A 16,832-nucleotide genomic window follows, 5' to 3' on the forward strand; every position below is an offset into this window, starting at 1 on the left:
TGTATCCCAAGATCAAAAATATAATTTAACCATTTACCAATTCTGTGAAAACCTGTTAAAAAAACAGCTTATTATCCGTTTTGGAGAGATTTTTGTATTTTTACCACTGAATCAAAATTTAAAAGATATGAAATCAGTAAGTTCAATAACCAAATTATTTGCTCCAATTTTTGTTTTAACATTGTTTTTTGGGTTCAATGCCACAGCACAAGAAGTGATGCCACAGCAAATGGAAGTACAGGAAGATTTTCCAGATGAAGACATTAAGAAGTTTGTGGCGGTCAATCTTGAAGTAATGCCAATTCAAGAGAAGTACCAGGAAAAAATGATGGAATCTATCGAAGGAAGTGGTTTGACAGTTCAGAGATTTGAAGAACTCAGCACGGCGCAACAATCAGGTGATATCAGAGAAGCATCTGAAGATCCAGAAGAATTGGCTTCATATAATAAAGCGGGGCAAGAAATCATGCAGATACAATCCGAAATGCAAAATGAGGTAGTTGGACATATTTCTGAAAGTGACTTAGGACCTGAAAAATTTCAACAAATATATATGGCTTACACACAAAGTGAAAAAGTAAGAGCAAAAATCGATAAAATGATGGCTGACGCCATTGAGGATTAAGAAAACAACTCCACTATTACTGAGGTCCCGAAATTTTCGGGACTTTTTTTATGCTTAATAATAGCCAATACCTATCCCTGATAGGTGCAAACCATTAGATATTTTTAACCAAAGGGTTTACTTTTGGGTTCTAGAATAGTTTACATCACTCAAAATATACTCATGAGCAAAAATAAAGCGAAAGTAGGGGTCTTACTTGTCAATCTTGGAACACCTGACAGTACCGCTACGGCTGACGTCAGGAAATACCTAAGGGAGTTTTTAATGGATGGCAGGGTGATTGACTTTCCATTTATTCCTAGATGGATGTTGGTCAACTTAATTATTGCTCCATTTAGATCTCCAAAATCAGCCAAAGAATACAGGAAAGTCTGGACGGAAAGGGGTTCCCCCCTACTCTTTCATACTGAGGATCTCAGGGATAAACTTACCGAAAAACTTGACCCAAGCACCTATGTGGTAGAAATGGCTATGCGCTATCAAACACCAAGCATAGAACAAGGATTGGAAAACCTCAACAAAGCCAATGTCAAGAAAATAATTGTATTACCTCTTTTCCCACAGTATGCTTCTGCTACAAATGGTTCCGTTGTAGATAAAGTTATGGAAATAGCCCGAGGATGGCAGATTATTCCAAACATTACCTTCATTTCCAACTTTGTGGACCACCCACTTTTCCTACAAGCTTGGGCAGAAATCGGCAAAGAGATGATTGAAGCACAGGAATACGATAGGTATTTATTTTCTTATCATGGACTTCCGGAAAGGCAGATCCGAAAAGGTTCTGTAGATGGTTATTGTCAATTGTCCGACAAATGTTGTGGAAATTATACCAAAAAGAATCAATTCTGCTACCGAGGGCAGTGTTTTCACACTACAAGACTCTTGACTGAAAAGCTTGGACTCCCAGAAGAAAAGGTCATCACTTGCTTTCAATCAAGATTAGGCAAAGACCCTTGGATTAAACCCTACACAGAAGACATCATCAAAGAATTGGCCTCTCAGGGAATAAAAAAGGTGTTGGTCTTTTCTCCCGCCTTTGTTGCAGACTGCCTTGAAACTACTGTGGAAGTAGGTGGTGAGTACAAAGAAGAATTCGAGGAACTCGGTGGTGAGCAATGGGATTTGGTACCAAGCTTAAATTCCAGTGATACTTGGGTGGAATGTGTCAAAGACTTGGTCTTGACCAATACCTAAGTTAATTTTAGGCTTTGATTCTTCAACACTCATCATGTCTTCCAAAAAACCTTTGTACCAGACCAGCTGGTTTCTTTTTCTGGGAATTCTTTTTGTTTCTTTCAACTTACGCCCCTCTATTACAGCTGTAGGTCCTTTGATACCTTTTATCAGAGAGGACCTACAGCTAAGTAATGGTTGGGCAGGTTTTCTGACAACCTTCCCATTAATTACTTTTGCCACCTTTTCTCTGTTTTCTGCCAGAATAGGAAAAGCATTGGGAAATTCACAAGCAATCATGCTTGGCATGGTTTTGATCCTGGCAGGCACCATAATCCGCGTTTTGGGGGGATCTCTGGTGTTGTTTTTAGGAACTGGCTTGACAGGAATAGGAATCGTTATTTGTAATGTATTACTCATTCCCTTGATCAAAAACCGTATTCCTTCCAAAATCGGCATTGTTACAGCTTCATACACCACTGGAATGACCTTTTTGGCAGCTGTTGCTTCAGGTATTTCTGCACCTTTGGCTATTGACCTTGATCTTGGCTGGAGAGGATCCTTGCTTTCATGGTCGATACTCTTGGTTCTAGGAATTTTGGTTTGGTTGCCACAGATGCGCTTCCAAACAGCTGTCAATCATGCTGAACAGAATGAGTTAAAAGTAAACGTCTGGAAATCAAGACTGGCGTGGAATGTAAGTATGTTTATGGGAGTTCAATCCCTCTTGTTTTTCACTTTGATTGCTTGGCTACCTGACATGCTCATTTCAAGGGGTTTTTCTGCGGTAGAGGCTGGAGTCATCGTTTCTTTGATGCAGATTATCGGTTTGATCGGTTCGTTTTTGGCTCCTATTGTAGCTGTCAAATTCAAAGATCAGGTATTACTGATCAAAGTATTAGGGACAATGTATCTACTCGGTTTTTCAAGCTTATTCATTCATGCAGCATGGGTAAATTACATAGGTTTGGCTATTGTGGGACTGGGATTGGGCTCAAGTGTATCCCTTGCGTATACTTTAATAGGCTTGCGAACTAGGCTTGAAAAAACAACGGCGTCACTTTCAGGAATGGTGCAATCTACGGGCTATTACTTGGCAGCCTTGGGACCTCTCCTGTTTGGAGTGGCATTCGATGTATTTCAAAATTGGAATTTTCTGATATACCTGACGCTGATTTGTTCAGCTATGTTTATTTATTTTGGAGTGAGAGCGGGTAAAGCTGTTCAGATATAAATTATATTGATTTAAGGAATTGTTTAATTATTGAACTGAATTCCGCATTGAAGGCCAAGTCGATATTAATTGATACTAGATATTAACTTGATATTGATTAAATGCAGGCCTTGAATTTGAAAAAACAATTACTGGTAAAATGGGGGGTAAAAAGTAAGGCCTCATTGCTGAGGCCTTTTGTAATTATTGATTGGCTAGTACTACTTTTTCTTTGAACTTTTTGATTTGTCTTCTCAGTGCTTCCACCGCTTCGTCGGCAGCTGCTTCGAATGAGTCACTCTGTTGCTTTGCAAACAAGGTCTTTCCAGGTACGTTCAATTTGATTTCGACTATTTTGTTGGCATTTTTTTCATTTTTATCTAATCTCATAAAAACTTCACCGTCGACGATACGATCGTAAAATGTATCCAATTTATCAGCTTTCTTTTGAATGAAGTCGATAAGCTTGTAATCGGCATCGAAATGGATGGAATGCATTTGAAGTTTCATAATTTTCTAATTTAAAATTGAACATTTATTACGCTTTAGGATGTGCTTGTTCAAACACAGCCTTAAGTTTTTCCATTGAATTGTGTGTATATACTTGTGTGGCCGCCAAACTGGCGTGTCCAAGTAAATCCTTAACGGCATTGAGATCTGCACCCTTATTGAGCAGATGGGTGGCGAAAGTATGCCTGAGCAAGTGTGGACTTCTCTTGGAAGTCTGGGCAAAAAGATCAAGATAATGTTTTACTATACGGTATATCTTCATAGGGTATGCCTGCTCTTTTTTTTTATTAACGATAAAGTAATCACTCTCGCATATATTTGAAAAAGTTTCTTCAAATACTTTTTCATACGAAATAATATTCTTTTTTAGGGCATTTGTGAGCGGAATAATTCTTTCCTTTTTTCTTTTCCCAAGTACTTTTACACTACTCTCATGAAGGTTGATATCTTTCCATTGCAGCGCTATCAATTCAGAAAGCCTTACACCAGTAAGGTAGAGAAACTCCATGACCATCCTGTCTCTTTGACCATCAAAATCTTGTTCGTATACCATCTCGTCGAGAATCTTATCAATGGCAGATTCCTGAATAAATTCAGGGAGTCTCTTTGGTGTTTTGAGAGCTCTGATTTTATATGTAGGGTCCTTGCTGATAATACCAAACCTCATCAAAAACTTGTAATATGATCTCAATGTGGCAATCTTTCTATTAACACTGGTCGGGTTAAGATCCGCTTCAACCAAATCTATGACCCATGCCCTCAATTCTGAATGGTTTGCATTTGTAATATCCTCAATCCCGAAAGCGGTCAAAGCAAACTCGGAGAACTGCTCCAAATCCTTTTTATAGGCCAGGACTGTGTGAACACTTGCCCGTTTTTCGAATTCCAGATAATTGATAAAGGATTCCAGCATGCTTTTGGATTTGTTACTTTCAATATAGGAAATTACTCAGGAATCTCCGATTGAAAAGTGATGAATATCATTCAGCATCAAAATAAGAATCAATCCTTTTTGGGTAGAGGCTCTTCCGGATTATAAACGGCATCCATAGAGGCCGCGGTTTCTTCTACTGTATCAGTAAAGACAAGTAAGAAAATGATGGGTTTTTTCATGGTATCACTTTAAGATTATTAAAGCTACCCCAAACTCAGTAATTAAAAGACCAACCTGACTTAAGAAATGTTAAGTCTAAAAAATAAAAAAAGCGTACCCACTTTCGGTAGGTACGCCGTTTGAATTATCTCAAAAAGATAACAAACAATTACTGATTAGCTTCTGTCTGTAGTCTTTGTTTATAAGCTGCTTTGATGACTTGTTCTCTTCTTTTGATAGAAGGTTTTACAAAGTGCTGTCTTGCTCTCAATTCACGAACAGCTCCAGTCTTATCAAACTTCTTTTTGAAACGCTTAAGCGCTTTCTCGATAGATTCGTTTTCTTTTACGTTGACTATGATCATATGTATACACCTCCTTTCAGGGTTGCAAATGTAGGGATAAATTATTGATTATTAAATTTTGACCCTATTATTTCAAAATAAAAAGCCTCTTTCGGATGAAAGAGGCTTTCAAACACTTTATTTAAGATTTATCCTATGACTTTTTCAGCCAGAAGGACAACTTTATTGTCATTCACTTCTACTACACCACCATCAATCACATGTACTTTTTTCCCTTCCTTAGTAGTATAGGAAACAGCGCCTTTTGTCAAGGCTGACACTAAAGCTGCGTGATTTTTCAACACTTGAAATGAGCCGTTGGCACCTGGAAAAGTAGCCTCTTCGACTTCACCTTCAAATATTTTTTGGTCAGGTGTGATAATCGTCAATTGAATCATAACTAATTATTTTGCTTAAACTGTTTATACAGCTTTTAAATTATCTTACTTCAGCAAGCATTTTCTCACCTTTGGCGATAGCATCTTCGATAGAACCTACCAAGTTGAATGCTGCCTCTGGCAAGTGATCCAATTCACCATCCATGATCATATTGAAACCTTTGATGGTATCTTTAATGTCTACAAGAACTCCTTTTAGACCTGTGAACTGTTCAGCTACGTGGAATGGCTGAGAAAGGAATCTTTGTACCCTTCTAGCTCTATGTACCACAAGTTTATCTTCTTCGGACAATTCTTCCATTCCAAGAATGGCAATGATATCCTGAAGTTCTTTGTATCTCTGAAGAATCTCTTTTACATTTTGCGCACAATCGTAGTGCTCTGCACCAAGAATGTCCGGAGATAAAATCCTTGAAGTAGAATCCAAAGGATCCACTGCTGGATAAATACCTAGTTCAGAAATTTTTCTGGAAAGTACTGTAGTTGCATCCAAGTGGGCAAATGTTGTTGCCGGAGCGGGGTCAGTCAAATCATCAGCTGGCACATAAACTGCCTGTACAGATGTAATTGAACCGTTTTTGGTAGAGGTAATTCTCTCTTGCATGGAACCCATTTCGGTAGCCAAGGTTGGCTGGTAACCTACCGCAGATGGCATACGTCCAAGAAGTGCTGACACTTCAGAACCTGCCTGAGTAAATCTAAAGATATTGTCAATAAAGAAAAGAATATCCTTACCGGCACCATCTCCTTCACCATCCCTATAATATTCTGCAAGAGTCAAACCAGTCAAAGCTACTCGAGCACGTGCCCCAGGAGGCTCGTTCATTTGACCAAAGACGAAGGTTGCTTTAGACTCTTCCAGTTTTTTCAAATCTACTTTGGAAAGATCCCATCCACCTTCTGTTTCTAAGGAATGAAGGAAATCATCACCATAAGATACAATTCCAGACTCGATCATTTCCCTCAGAAGGTCATTACCTTCACGGGTTCTTTCACCAACACCGGCAAATACTGAAAGACCAGAATAAGCTTTTGCAATGTTATTGATCAATTCTTGGATCAATACAGTTTTACCTACACCGGCACCACCAAAAAGACCGATTTTACCACCTTTAGCATAAGGCTCGATCAAATCGATTACTTTGATACCTGTAAATAATATTTCTGTTGAAGTCGAAAGATCTTCAAATTTTGGAGCTGATCTGTGGATAGGCAATCTTTTGGAAGACACTACTTCTGGTAGACCATCGATAGCCTGACCGATCACGTTGAATAGTCTTCCTTTGATGGCTTCTCCAGTAGGAACAGAGATTGGAGCTTCATTATCGACAGCTTCCTGACCTCTTACAAGTCCTTCTGTAGCGTCCATCGCGATGGTTCTTACTCTGTCTTCACCTAAATGCTGCTGAACTTCCAAGATCACTTGGTGACCATCTTCTCTGGTGACAGTCAATGCATCCAGAATGTTAGGTAATTTACCTCCTTCGAAAGAGATATCCACTACGGGACCAATTACCTGAGTTATCTTACCAATATTTGCCATTTGTATTTTATTGTAAAAAGGATTGATGCTTTTTGAATTTGGTGCAAAATTAATTATTAATGCTGAATACCAAAGGATGTTTGGAAAATTAATCCCTGTATTTATCCTTTTTTTATTTCATATTTTCAAATACCCCCAGAACAGTATTTAAAATGGAAATACATCAAAATCAAAAGTTTAGAATTTTAGCATCATGAATATCTAAAGTATCCTTTTCCCAAAAAGAAAGACCTTACTCCAATAGGGATTGGCAAGATTATCTTCTGTAACGCCCAAGGAAGTGGATGAATGAATAAAAATAACCCTTCCCCTCTGAACTTCTGTGACAATACCTGCATGACTCACTCTTCTTTTCCTCTTTCCTGTTGCAAAAAACACCAAATCCCCTTTTTCCAAATTCCTACCTGACACATTCTTGCCCAATTTGCTTTGCGCCTCAGATGTACGCGGCATGTTGATCCCTACACTTGCATAGGCATGGAAAATCAGGGCAGAACAATCAATCCCCGAACGTGTAGTTCCTCCATACCTATATGGTGTCCCTCTATATGACCTGGCAGTGGAGATTACTGTTTCGGCCTCCCTATTTTTGGCTTTCTTACTGGAAGCACAGGAGCTCGAAACAATCAGGATAGATAAAAACAATACTAAATAATTGAAAAATTTTATTGCAGTTTCCTTTTTGGAATAATTCATATTTGAATGAAATATAGTTATATTCAGTTGTAAGTAAATCGATCAGAAATACAAAAGTAATTGATCCCTTAAATTAACGCTATGAACCTCAAAAAATCTATCTATTTCAGTTTTGTTGTTGGAGTTTTTTCCTGTAGCTCTCCATCAAATAATATTTCATCCTATACAACGAGCTATAATTCTGAAAGTGCAACCGTAATACAAGGTGTCAGCTTATTGGGAGACACGCTTACGTCCAGGATAGATTCATCGTCCCAAAGCGATCAGATACGTAATCTTCAAGCAGCCGAGAAACAATATTCTGAAGACCCTTCAATGGAAAACCTTATCTGGATTGGCCGAAGAGAGGCATACCTAGGCAGGCATGACCTTGCCATAAGGACGTTTACCAAAGCCATAAAAGAATATCCTCTAGCATTTGAACCATTGAGACACAGGGGGCACAGATTTGTCACAGTGAGAAAATTTGACCAAGCAATAGAGGATTTTGAAAAGGCAGTTCTATTAATGGAGGGGAAAGAATTGATCATAGAAGAGGATGGAATGCCAAATAAATTAAACATCCCACTTTCGAATATTCAATTCAATGTATGGTATCACCTGGGCCTGGCACATTACCTCATAGGAGACTGGGAACAAGCACTTGAGGCCTACACAGAATGTCTGAAAGTATCTGATAATGACGACCTGATGGTGGCCACTCTGGACTGGTACTACATGACATTGATGAAAATGGGGAAAAGCGAAGAAGCAAAAAATGCAATCGCTGTAGTATCTGATAAAATGAACATTATCGAAAATGATGCATACCATAAAAGAATCTTGATGTACAAAGGACAATTGGATCCCAAAAATCTTTTAGATGTCAATGCGGACGAGCAAGATCAAAAGTTACAATATGTCACACAAGGTTATGGACTGGGCAACTATTACCTAACAAAAGGAGATACAATTCAGGCAGAAAGCATATTTCAGAACGTTATTGAAACTGGATATTGGGCTGCATTTGGTTATATTGCATCAGAAATGGAATTGGCAAAATTGAAAGAATGAGTAGGGAAGATTTCAGACGTTTAACTTTACACAAAAAAATTCAGATCCTGTATACGGATGCTACTTTTGTAGTCGCCATCAGGTATTATTCCCACAAGGTCAATCTTTACCTTTGGGAGAATGAATACGTCGAGGTTTTCTATAACCACAAATTAGATAAAATTGACAAAATCGATTTTTTGAACAGACGACATTCTCGCATGAAATTCTACCTTGATCAAATTCAAATATCAATTTGACCTGAATCAGCTTTTGTCTTCAAAGCCTGATGAATTTTAAGCACTTGAGGGATCAATAGCTTATTTTCCGTGTTTTTGATGACAAAATCAGCTTTTTCATTTTTTTCTTCGTCCGGTAGCTGTTTGTCAATAATGTCGTTGATTTGTTTTTCGGTGCGTTGGGGATCCCGCATCAAAACTCTGGAAACTCTTAATTTCAAAGGAGCGCTGACGTTGATAACCTGATCTAGTTGCTTGTAAGACCCTGTTTCAAAAAGAAGGGCAGCTTCTTTTAAGACATAAGGAGCATTTTGAAGGGCTACCCATACTTCAAAATCCTTACCTACTGCAGGGTGTACCAAAGCATTGATCTGTTTGGTTTTTTCAGTATCTGCGAATACCTTTTCCGCAAGATATTTTCGATTTAGTTCGCCTGATTCAGAAAAGCTCTCTTCTCCAAAACTCTCTTTGATCTTACTGATGAGTATAGGGTCATTTCCCATCAACCATTTAGCCCTATCGTCGGCAAAATAAATAGGAACACCCAATATTGAAAAAATCTTGGCAACAGTAGTTTTCCCTGAACCAATACCTCCTGTAATGCCAACGGTCAATGGTTTCTTATTCGTCATATTTCAGCTTGAGCACAGAAGGATCGATTTCAATGTTTTCTAAAAAAGGGGGCTTTGGGTTTACTTGTACCGTAACAGTACTGTCATTTCTGTTTCGGTTGTAATAATTTAGCACAGCTTCAAACTCAAAATTATTCAAATCCTGCACCCTTCTTTCATCTATCCTGTACCTCATCACAATAGATGGTTCTTCTGCAAGAGACACACTGTTAGGGAAGTTCAATTTTTTGATTTTAAGGCGCTTGTTTCCTTCAAGCATTTGATATACATCAAATTTAACATGGACGCTTTCTTCATCCAAAGTCAAGAACTCTCTCAAATCATCAGATAATTCAAGCGGAAGGATTTTATTATAATTCTTATTGATCCTAGTTTCTCCTAAAGATACTGTGATCATTCCATCGAGCTTCTGTAAAACCGAAGTGGGTCCTTTAATATTGACAATACTAGGGTCTAACTCAATATCTCCTGCGATATTGTAGTTTCTGGCAAGCAAGTTGGACGTTGTATCCAGCTGCACCTTAATTTTTCTAGTCACTACCTTATCAATATTGAATGTAATGGTATCCGTAACCATCGAGACCAAATTGGTAGGATTGATTGACTCAGCAAGACCTCTTCTTATTTCAGAGGTGAGAATATAGTTTTTGGTAGAAGGATTATTGATTTCAATCAAAAACGGTGCTTCATTTACTTTAAAGTACTTCCGCAAGAGGTCCCATCCATTGCCATTCACCTCCACTTTGATTCGGCTGGGCAATTTCTCTACAGGCATGAATTCCTCAGTATCAAATACGATCTCAATAGGATAGTCTACCAATGTGGTGTAATTATCCTTATTGAGCGCATTTAAAACCCAAAAAGTGGCGGCTGCGAGAAAACACAGTGCCGCCACTTTGAGGTTTGCAATCTTCTGCGGAGAAAGATTGGAAAATCGTTTTTTGATTGTAGCCAAGGTGGATCTTATTTAGTTCCGATAGCTTTTTTGGTGTATTCAGCCGAAATAGCTGATTTTTCTACCTTAATCTTCATTCCTTTATCCAAGTCCACTGTGATGGTGTCACCATCCATGGAGCTCACTTTGCCATGAATGCCACCTATGGTTACCACAGTGTCGCCTTTTTTCATAGCTTCAAGGAAATTTTTTGTTTCTTTTTGTTTCTTTTGCTGTGGCCTGATCATGAAGAAATACATGATCAAAATGATGGAACCAAACAGGAACACTTGTCCCATAATACCGCTGCCTTCAGCTTGCAATAAAATCCAAAGTTTCATATACTATCTCTTAACTGGACCTGCTTGTCCAACGGCTCCCGCCTGTGATCTAGGTGTAACATTTCCTTTCATTCTCAATCTTGTCACGCTAGGATTGGTATTAGCCTGAATCGTAACTGTCGGGGCTTGAGTTCCCGGTTTTGCTGTAGAGTTAAACACTACTTTTACAAATCCTTCATCACCTGGCTTGATTGGAGTTTTGGTCCAGTCAGGACTTGTACATCCACAAGATGCAGTTATGTTGGATATCACCAAAGGAGCTTGTCCATCATTGGTGAATTTGAAAATGTGCTCTACAACTTTCCCTTCGTCAATGGTCCCGAAGTCAAACTCCATTTCACTGAAGCCAAACTGACCCAGTGTAGATGGATCGGCAGGTTGACTGGAAGTTACGTTAGCTGGTGTAGCTGGTTGAGCAGCTTCAAGTCTTGATAATTTTTGCTCTAATTCTGCAATTTTGTCAGATTGGTCTGCACTTTTTGTTTCACATCCTACTGAGAACAGCGCTACTGCAAGCGCCATTACAGATAATTTAATGTATTTCATATGTTTATAATTTGTTTTTCAATGGTCACCCCGATTAGTAGGGGCAGGTTATGTAATCTTCGCATTTTATCCCTCATAGCCCCGATAACTATCCCTGGGGAGGGCATCATACTTTATGTCTTTCATGTAATACCAGCCTGCCACAGACAGGATCGATTTCATGATAATAAGGGTTAATTAGCTTCTCTATTGATTTGTTCAATTAATTTATTCACATCGCTTAGTAAGTTTTCCGCTTTGTTTTTAGCATCAGAGATAACTTTATTGCCCTCTGATCTCGCTTCATTTTGAGGAAGATTTTTACCTTCTCTTAAGTCATTGATCAGTACTTCCAACTCTTCACTATACCTTGAGAGCTTATAGGTGAGTTTGTCTCTGGTATTTTTACCTGTATCAGGTGCAAACAATACACCAAGGGCAGCACCTATGCCAGCTCCTGCGATGAATGCGATCCATGTGTTTGAATTTTTGCTCATTTCTGTATTTTTATTTGTTATCTAAAAGACCTCTTCCACTCTTACGGATATGACCACTTTCAGTTAACTCTTTGGACAAAACATCCAGCAAACCATTTACAAATTGCTTGCTTTTGGGTGTGCTGTAAGTCTTTGAAATATCTATGTATTCGTTGATACTTACTTTTACCGGTATGCTGGGGAAATTTTTCATTTCCGTGATTGCCATAGATAAAATTATTTTATCTGTCTGGGCAATCCTTTCAATATCCCAATTTTGAGTTCTTTTTGCGATCAAATCTTTATTTTGGTCGTCATTTTGAATTGTCAAGTTAAAGATATTTTGGAAGAATTCCTTATCATCTTCCCAGTTGAGTGCTATTTCTGGAAGTGGTTCATCTTCAGAATCAAAGTTTTCCTTTACATTTTTAAGCACTTTTGAAGCCAAACTTCTAATTACTGACTTATTTTCAGTCCAATTCAGGTCTTTTTCTGAAAAGAAATTAAGAATGGCGTCAGTTTTAAAGATGACTTGTTTGAGAATATCATCAACAATCAAGAAGTCATCTTCCAAACTTGGTGAGGAGTTCTTCATATATGTTTGATACCCTTCCAATGGTTTCACGTAATCTCTGTACCATTCTCTGATCTCAAGTTCTAAATCATCGATATACGCCCCATGTCTGGTCACAGCGCTATTGAAAATTTCAGATTCCTTGATTTTCATCAAGATCTTATTTTGACCCAAATTGAGCCCGTTTTTTTCAACATGAATGACATCTTTGGACATTTTCATTTTCCTGCCAGCTTCGGCTGATACGTGTTCTGCAAATGCAAGCAAAATCTGGATAGAAAAAAGGTATAGTTGTGGTAATCTCTCCGCCGAAGAGACCATATTATTGGCTAAAAAATCAAAATCTTTGTTATTGGCTTGCTTGAAAGCATTAATCGCTTTTTTGGCTTCTACCACAATTTTCGGATTGCTGTATGTATCTGACTCAAAAATATCATTGTTGAGATTTTTGATAAACAGGTCTGTAGCCAAGGCAGCCTCCTTTTTCAGTAAAGGTTTATCTTGGACTTCCATACTATTCAGGTCAGGCTGAAATGCATCTTTGATCTGATCTTTGGCCAAGTTGAGATTTGAGGCCTTACACTGTTCGTAAGCGTAAAGATTTTGGAAAGCCTTGACTCTGAGAATTCTTCTGTTTAACATACCCGAAATTAAAGAACGTAAATATAATACTAATTGAGTTGGATGGGGAATGAAAGTCCCCTTTTCCCGATTACGAGATAAACCACCTGCAAATGTACAAAGTTCATTCACAAGTGGTTTTGATTGTTTGGTTTATCAATATGGCAATTTGACTTTGCCCATAGATTCAATTCTATTCCAAGCCATTTCTATTGCTGCTTGTTGTGCTGGGATATTTTCTGTTTCTGATTTTGACAAGATAGCTGTACAGATATCATATATTTTATCAGCATGTAGGTAAGTCAACTCCCTGTTATAACCACCTACATACTCAGCATACACATTGATCAAACCACCGGCATTGATCAAGAAGTCAGGAGCGTAGACAATGCCTTTTTCCAAAAGAATTTTCCCATGCTTTTCTTCATCCTGCAGCTGATTGTTGGCAGCACCGGCTATTACTTGGCACTTCAACCGATCGATCGTTTGGTCATTGATAGTTGCTCCTAATGCGCAAGGTGCATAAATATCCATGTCCAAATCATAAATCACAGCTGGATCAACGACCGTAGCACCTGTTTCTTTGGCTACTACTTTCAATCTGTCTTCAAAAATATCAGTGATATAAACATCAGCCCTTTCTTTCACTAGGTGTTCGACCAAGTATTTACCTACCTGACCAATCCCTTGTACAGCGATCTTTTTGCCAGTAAGACTATCCGAACCATAAGCTTTTTTGGCAGCTGACTTCATTCCAAGATATGTGCCATATGCTGTGACAGGAGAAGGATCTCCACCACCGCCTCTTACTTCAGGAAGTCCTGTCACATATTTGGTTTCCATGGCGATATATTCCATATCGCTGGTTTTCATATTTACGTCTTCTGCAGTGATATACCTACCTCCTAGGCTGTTGATAAACCTGCCAAACCTGCGCAAATAAGCCTCATTCTTGAGCTTTGGATCACCGATAATCACAGCTTTCCCACCTCCCAAGTTCAAACCTGAAATGGCCGCTTTGAAGGTCATCCCTCTTGATAGCCTAAGGACATCTGTGATAGCTTCCGCTTCTGAGGCGTAGTTCCACATCCTGGTTCCACCCAAGGCTGGACCTAATACAGTATTATGAATTCCTATAATGGCTTTGAGCCCCGTGGGTTCGTCATAACATATGACCAATTGCTCATGCCCCAAGGAAGTGATCTGTCCATAGATTGATCCTTCCCTCACTTTTTCCTCAGTATTTACTTCTACCATGTGAACTTGGAATTTTTAATTGTGTTATATTTGGGATTGCTGTCTTGTATTACACAGGCACAAAATTATATATTTTGTTTGGCCTTTACTAATGCAATTAATAGAGTAATAAAAAACTTATCAAGTGATTTAAAAATTTTTCTTCTGTGAAGCCTCTCTTACGTCTAAATAAATATCTACTCAAGTACAAGGGATACATCCTATTGGGAATCATTTTCACTGTGATTTCCAATTTCTTTGTAATAATCCCTGCCCAGTTAGTAAGAATAGCAATAGATTATGTGGTTGAGAGTTTTTCATATTTTCAAGTAATCGAAGGCGAGACCTTGGGAGGTTTTGCCAGGTCCCAATTCCTAAAATACATACTTATTTTCGGTGTACTGATCTTGGTAATGGCTCTGTTGAGAGGCTTTTTCCTTTTCTTGATCCGGCAGACCATCATTATTATGTCCAGGCTCATAGAGTTTGACATGAAAAATGAAATTTTTGAACATTACCAAAACCTGCCACTTAGCTTTTATAGAAAAAACAGTACCGGCGACCTGATGGCAAGAATCACTGAAGATGTCAGTAGGGTTAGGATGTACCTGGGCCCTGCCATTATGTATGGCCTAAATTTACTGATCCTCTTTCCTATGGTCATAGGCTATATGCTCAGTGTCAATGTAGAACTCACACTTTATTCATTGATTCCACTTCCAATCTTATCGATCAGCATTTATTTTGTCAATAATCTGATCAATGAAAGGTCCGAAAAAATACAGCGAAGCCTTTCTAACCTGAGCACTTTTGTTCAGGAAGCTTTTTCAGGAATACGGGTTTTAAAAGCCTTTGTAAGAGAAGAGGACAGTTCTGAGCAATTCAAAGAGGCCAGTATCGATTATAAGGACAAATCCATCAGACTGACTTTGGTACAGTCATTATTTTTCCCTCTTATATTGGCTTTGATCGGTTTCAGCACTATACTGACAGTATACATAGGAGGGATTCAAGTGATAGAAGGCACTATTGGATATGGAGTAATCGCGGAATTTATCCTTTACGTCAATATGCTGACTTGGCCTGTGACCTCTTTGGGTTGGGTGACCAGTATTATTCAAAGGGCAGCTGCCTCGCAAGCTAGAATCAATGAATTTTTAGATGAAAAAAATCACATTGTCAGCACTGAAAATCTCAAAGAAAACATCAAAGGTGATATCAGGGTACATGATTTGAGTTTTGTCTACCCAGACTCAGGAATAAAAGCCTTGGATAAGGTAAGTTTTTCGATCAACTCAGGAGAGTCATTGGCCATCATCGGTACTACAGGATCAGGCAAATCTACCATTGCCAATCTTCTTATGCGAATGTATGACCCTACCGAAGGTCACATATTGATTGATGACAGGGATATAAAGGCTTATGACATTGCTTCTCTCAGGAAACAAATAGGATTTGTACCTCAGGATGTATTTTTATTCAGTGACACCATCAGCAATAATATTGGATTTGGCCTTGACAACATTCCCGAAGGTGTCGTAGAAAAAGCTGCTAAGGATGCTGATGTGTATGAAAACATCAAAGATTTCCCTAAAGGATTTGAAACCAAATTGGGAGAACGCGGGATCACACTCTCAGGAGGACAAAAACAAAGGGTGTCTATTGCCCGGGCGATTGCCAAAGAGCCAAGCATACTACTTTTGGACGACTGCTTGTCTGCTGTAGATACCAAAACAGAAAATTCAATCCTCAACGCATTGAAAAAAATCATGGTCAATAGGACCTCGATCATTATTTCACATAGGGTCTCCTCGGCCAAGCTTGCAAATAAAATCATCGTCCTCGATGATGGGAAACTTGTAGAACAGGGCACACATGCTTTTCTCTTAGAGAAAAAGGGCGTGTATGCCGAACTCTACGAAAAGCAAACCCAAAGTCCAGAAACAGTAGAGGACTGATTACTCCCTATTCTTGGCAAAAAAGTCGAAACCTATTTTTTGGGGATTACCCATACTTGAGGTATGCTCGAGCTTTTGATGGTAATTGATCACCATAATGTCATGAAACGCCGGCGCCAATAAATCATTGCTGAGTGCTGACAAAATGAGATCTTCTATCAGGCTGCGCATTTTTTCTTTGGTCACAGGATTGTCTTTCAACTCAGGAAAGTTGAAAACAATTTTTCTATCTCCTTCCAGGAAAAACTTGTTTTCCTTATTGATCAAAATCCTGCCTATCAAATACCCAGGGTCATCCAACCTCCCAAAGGTCAGCGTGTCACTCAAAAAGTTGTAAATCAAAATCTGTCCGAAATAATTGAGATCGGGGTCGCTTTTCAGGTATTTTGATTTTGCCAGATAAGTATCATCTGGAAGCTTGACAATATTACTCTGCAAAATAAAAACCAAGACATCACCGCCAACCCTGAATATAAATTCATAATCGTTGATCTTTTCAACTTTGATGGGAATGGGCTTTTCTCCCTTATCAGCCTCTTGTAATTCAAGCGTGACATCCTTGCAAATCTCCTCTAACTGAGCAAAAAGAGAAACAGCACTGTCGAACAAATTATATTTGAGTTTACTGGTGGTTTGAAGCTTACTTAGTATATTGGTTATCATTGCT

General features: G+C 38.6%; 20 protein-coding genes. 6 read left to right on the forward strand and 14 right to left on the reverse strand.

Translation table 11 applies throughout. The annotated features are described in order from the left end of the window. The first annotated feature begins 127 nt into the window (after positions 1 to 127). The 3 genes from CLW00_RS06770 (at position 128) to CLW00_RS06780 (ending at position 3,035) form a co-directional block, all read left to right on the forward strand. Positions 128 to 625, forward strand: coding sequence for a DUF4168 domain-containing protein (locus tag CLW00_RS06770; protein WP_106132900.1), 498 nt, complete (start codon positions 128 to 130; stop codon positions 623 to 625). 162 nt (positions 626 to 787) lie between these two features. Continuing rightward, positions 788 to 1,822 carry a ferrochelatase gene (gene hemH / locus CLW00_RS06775; RefSeq protein WP_106132901.1) on the forward strand — a complete coding sequence of 345 codons (1,035 nt, stop codon included), beginning with the start codon at positions 788 to 790 and terminating at the stop codon, positions 1,820 to 1,822. 34 nt (positions 1,823 to 1,856) lie between these two features. Then, positions 1,857 to 3,035, forward strand: coding sequence for a CynX/NimT family MFS transporter (locus CLW00_RS06780; RefSeq protein ID WP_106132902.1), 1,179 nt, complete (start codon positions 1,857 to 1,859; stop codon positions 3,033 to 3,035). A gap of 183 nt (positions 3,036 to 3,218) precedes the next feature. Here CLW00_RS06780 and hpf read toward each other — a convergent pair whose 3' ends face one another. The 6 genes from hpf to CLW00_RS06810 form a co-directional block, all read right to left on the reverse strand. Continuing rightward, positions 3,219 to 3,524, reverse strand: a complete 306-nt coding sequence (hpf, locus tag CLW00_RS06785; RefSeq protein WP_106132903.1) for a ribosome hibernation-promoting factor, HPF/YfiA family — start codon at positions 3,522 to 3,524, stop codon at positions 3,219 to 3,221. Positions 3,525 to 3,552: 28 nt separating this feature from the next. Continuing rightward, positions 3,553 to 4,437 (reverse strand): tyrosine-type recombinase/integrase, encoded by an 885-nt coding sequence (locus CLW00_RS06790; protein ID WP_106132904.1) that lies wholly within the window; start codon positions 4,435 to 4,437, stop codon positions 3,553 to 3,555. Positions 4,438 to 4,786: 349 nt separating this feature from the next. Continuing rightward, positions 4,787 to 4,981 carry a 30S ribosomal protein S21 gene (gene rpsU, locus CLW00_RS06795; RefSeq protein WP_106132905.1) on the reverse strand — a complete coding sequence of 65 codons (195 nt, stop codon included), beginning with the start codon at positions 4,979 to 4,981 and terminating at the stop codon, positions 4,787 to 4,789. Positions 4,982 to 5,109: 128 nt separating this feature from the next. Continuing rightward, positions 5,110 to 5,358: an ATP synthase F1 subunit epsilon gene (gene atpC, locus CLW00_RS06800; protein WP_106132906.1), complete on the reverse strand. Its 249-nt coding sequence runs from the start codon at positions 5,356 to 5,358 to the stop codon at positions 5,110 to 5,112. A 40-nt stretch (positions 5,359 to 5,398) separates the two neighbouring features. After that, positions 5,399 to 6,901, reverse strand: coding sequence for a F0F1 ATP synthase subunit beta (atpD, locus tag CLW00_RS06805; RefSeq protein ID WP_106132907.1), 1,503 nt, complete (start codon positions 6,899 to 6,901; stop codon positions 5,399 to 5,401). A 201-nt stretch (positions 6,902 to 7,102) separates the two neighbouring features. Further along, positions 7,103 to 7,597, reverse strand: coding sequence for a C40 family peptidase (locus tag CLW00_RS06810; protein WP_106132908.1), 495 nt, complete (start codon positions 7,595 to 7,597; stop codon positions 7,103 to 7,105). Between the two features lie 81 nt (positions 7,598 to 7,678). Here CLW00_RS06810 and CLW00_RS06815 point away from each other — a divergent pair, with 81 nt between their 5' ends. Both CLW00_RS06815 and CLW00_RS21615 read left to right on the forward strand, forming a co-directional pair. Continuing rightward, a complete protein-coding gene (locus tag CLW00_RS06815; protein WP_106132909.1) occupies positions 7,679 to 8,650 on the forward strand; it encodes a tetratricopeptide repeat protein in 972 nt (323 codons plus the stop codon). After that, the gene (locus CLW00_RS21615; RefSeq protein ID WP_106132910.1) at positions 8,647 to 8,889 is read left to right on the forward strand and encodes a hypothetical protein; all 243 of its coding nucleotides are present in this window, start codon (positions 8,647 to 8,649) and stop codon (positions 8,887 to 8,889) included. The genes CLW00_RS06815 and CLW00_RS21615 overlap by 4 nt, the downstream gene beginning before the upstream one ends. Here CLW00_RS21615 and coaE read toward each other — a convergent pair. From coaE to CLW00_RS06855, 7 genes are all read right to left on the reverse strand, one after another. Next, entirely contained in the window at positions 8,874 to 9,500 is a 627-nt protein-coding gene (coaE, locus tag CLW00_RS06825) for a dephospho-CoA kinase (protein WP_106132911.1), read from the reverse strand. The two genes, CLW00_RS21615 and coaE, sit on opposite strands and share 16 nt — an antisense overlap. Further along, positions 9,490 to 10,455, reverse strand: coding sequence for a YbbR-like domain-containing protein (locus CLW00_RS06830; RefSeq protein ID WP_106132912.1), 966 nt, complete (start codon positions 10,453 to 10,455; stop codon positions 9,490 to 9,492). Before CLW00_RS06830 ends, coaE begins: the two co-directional genes overlap by 11 nt. 8 nt (positions 10,456 to 10,463) lie before the next feature. Continuing rightward, positions 10,464 to 10,775: a preprotein translocase subunit YajC gene (gene yajC / locus CLW00_RS06835; protein ID WP_106132913.1), complete on the reverse strand. Its 312-nt coding sequence runs from the start codon at positions 10,773 to 10,775 to the stop codon at positions 10,464 to 10,466. A 3-nt stretch (positions 10,776 to 10,778) separates the two neighbouring features. Then, positions 10,779 to 11,321 (reverse strand): DUF1573 domain-containing protein, encoded by a 543-nt coding sequence (locus CLW00_RS06840; RefSeq protein WP_106132914.1) that lies wholly within the window; start codon positions 11,319 to 11,321, stop codon positions 10,779 to 10,781. Positions 11,322 to 11,494: 173 nt separating this feature from the next. After that, positions 11,495 to 11,797, reverse strand: coding sequence for a YtxH domain-containing protein (locus CLW00_RS06845; protein WP_106132915.1), 303 nt, complete (start codon positions 11,795 to 11,797; stop codon positions 11,495 to 11,497). Positions 11,798 to 11,807: 10 nt separating this feature from the next. After that, positions 11,808 to 12,992, reverse strand: coding sequence for a transcription antitermination factor NusB (gene nusB, locus CLW00_RS06850; RefSeq protein WP_106132916.1), 1,185 nt, complete (start codon positions 12,990 to 12,992; stop codon positions 11,808 to 11,810). A 135-nt stretch (positions 12,993 to 13,127) separates the two neighbouring features. Further along, positions 13,128 to 14,228: a Glu/Leu/Phe/Val family dehydrogenase gene (locus CLW00_RS06855; RefSeq protein WP_106132917.1), complete on the reverse strand. Its 1,101-nt coding sequence runs from the start codon at positions 14,226 to 14,228 to the stop codon at positions 13,128 to 13,130. A gap of 146 nt (positions 14,229 to 14,374) precedes the next feature. Here CLW00_RS06855 and CLW00_RS06860 point away from each other — a divergent pair, with 146 nt between their 5' ends. After that, positions 14,375 to 16,165 (forward strand): ABC transporter ATP-binding protein, encoded by a 1,791-nt coding sequence (locus CLW00_RS06860; protein ID WP_106132918.1) that lies wholly within the window; start codon positions 14,375 to 14,377, stop codon positions 16,163 to 16,165. Here CLW00_RS06860 and CLW00_RS06865 read toward each other — a convergent pair whose 3' ends face one another. Further along, positions 16,166 to 16,828 carry a hypothetical protein gene (locus CLW00_RS06865; protein WP_106132919.1) on the reverse strand — a complete coding sequence of 221 codons (663 nt, stop codon included), beginning with the start codon at positions 16,826 to 16,828 and terminating at the stop codon, positions 16,166 to 16,168. Positions 16,829 to 16,832: the final 4 nt, after the last annotated feature.

The sequence above is a fragment of the Mongoliibacter ruber genome, assembly GCF_003003005.1.
GTDB classification, from domain to species: Bacteria; Bacteroidota; Bacteroidia; order Cytophagales; family Cyclobacteriaceae; genus Mongoliibacter; species Mongoliibacter ruber.

Excerpts from the sequence above, each read along its gene's own strand:
- CLW00_RS06770 (WP_106132900.1), top strand. The coding sequence starts at position 128 with ATGAAATCAGTAAGTTCAATAACCAAATTATTTGCTCCAATTTTTGTT.
- hemH (WP_106132901.1), top strand. The coding sequence starts at position 788 with ATGAGCAAAAATAAAGCGAAAGTAGGGGTCTTACTTGTCAATCTTGGA.
- CLW00_RS06780 (WP_106132902.1), top strand. The coding sequence starts at position 1,857 with ATGTCTTCCAAAAAACCTTTGTACCAGACCAGCTGGTTTCTTTTTCTG.
- hpf (WP_106132903.1), bottom strand. The coding sequence starts at position 3,524 with ATGAAACTTCAAATGCATTCCATCCATTTCGATGCCGATTACAAGCTT.
- CLW00_RS06790 (WP_106132904.1), bottom strand. The coding sequence starts at position 4,437 with ATGCTGGAATCCTTTATCAATTATCTGGAATTCGAAAAACGGGCAAGT.
- rpsU (WP_106132905.1), bottom strand. The coding sequence starts at position 4,981 with ATGATCATAGTCAACGTAAAAGAAAACGAATCTATCGAGAAAGCGCTT.
- atpC (WP_106132906.1), bottom strand. The coding sequence starts at position 5,358 with ATGATTCAATTGACGATTATCACACCTGACCAAAAAATATTTGAAGGT.
- atpD (WP_106132907.1), bottom strand. The coding sequence starts at position 6,901 with ATGGCAAATATTGGTAAGATAACTCAGGTAATTGGTCCCGTAGTGGAT.
- CLW00_RS06810 (WP_106132908.1), bottom strand. The coding sequence starts at position 7,597 with ATGAATTATTCCAAAAAGGAAACTGCAATAAAATTTTTCAATTATTTA.
- CLW00_RS06815 (WP_106132909.1), top strand. The coding sequence starts at position 7,679 with ATGAACCTCAAAAAATCTATCTATTTCAGTTTTGTTGTTGGAGTTTTT.
- CLW00_RS21615 (WP_106132910.1), top strand. The coding sequence starts at position 8,647 with ATGAGTAGGGAAGATTTCAGACGTTTAACTTTACACAAAAAAATTCAG.
- coaE (WP_106132911.1), bottom strand. The coding sequence starts at position 9,500 with ATGACGAATAAGAAACCATTGACCGTTGGCATTACAGGAGGTATTGGT.
- yajC (WP_106132913.1), bottom strand. The coding sequence starts at position 10,775 with ATGAAACTTTGGATTTTATTGCAAGCTGAAGGCAGCGGTATTATGGGA.
- CLW00_RS06840 (WP_106132914.1), bottom strand. The coding sequence starts at position 11,321 with ATGAAATACATTAAATTATCTGTAATGGCGCTTGCAGTAGCGCTGTTC.
- CLW00_RS06845 (WP_106132915.1), bottom strand. The coding sequence starts at position 11,797 with ATGAGCAAAAATTCAAACACATGGATCGCATTCATCGCAGGAGCTGGC.
- nusB (WP_106132916.1), bottom strand. The coding sequence starts at position 12,992 with ATGTTAAACAGAAGAATTCTCAGAGTCAAGGCTTTCCAAAATCTTTAC.
- CLW00_RS06855 (WP_106132917.1), bottom strand. The coding sequence starts at position 14,228 with ATGGTAGAAGTAAATACTGAGGAAAAAGTGAGGGAAGGATCAATCTAT.
- CLW00_RS06865 (WP_106132919.1), bottom strand. The coding sequence starts at position 16,828 with ATGATAACCAATATACTAAGTAAGCTTCAAACCACCAGTAAACTCAAA.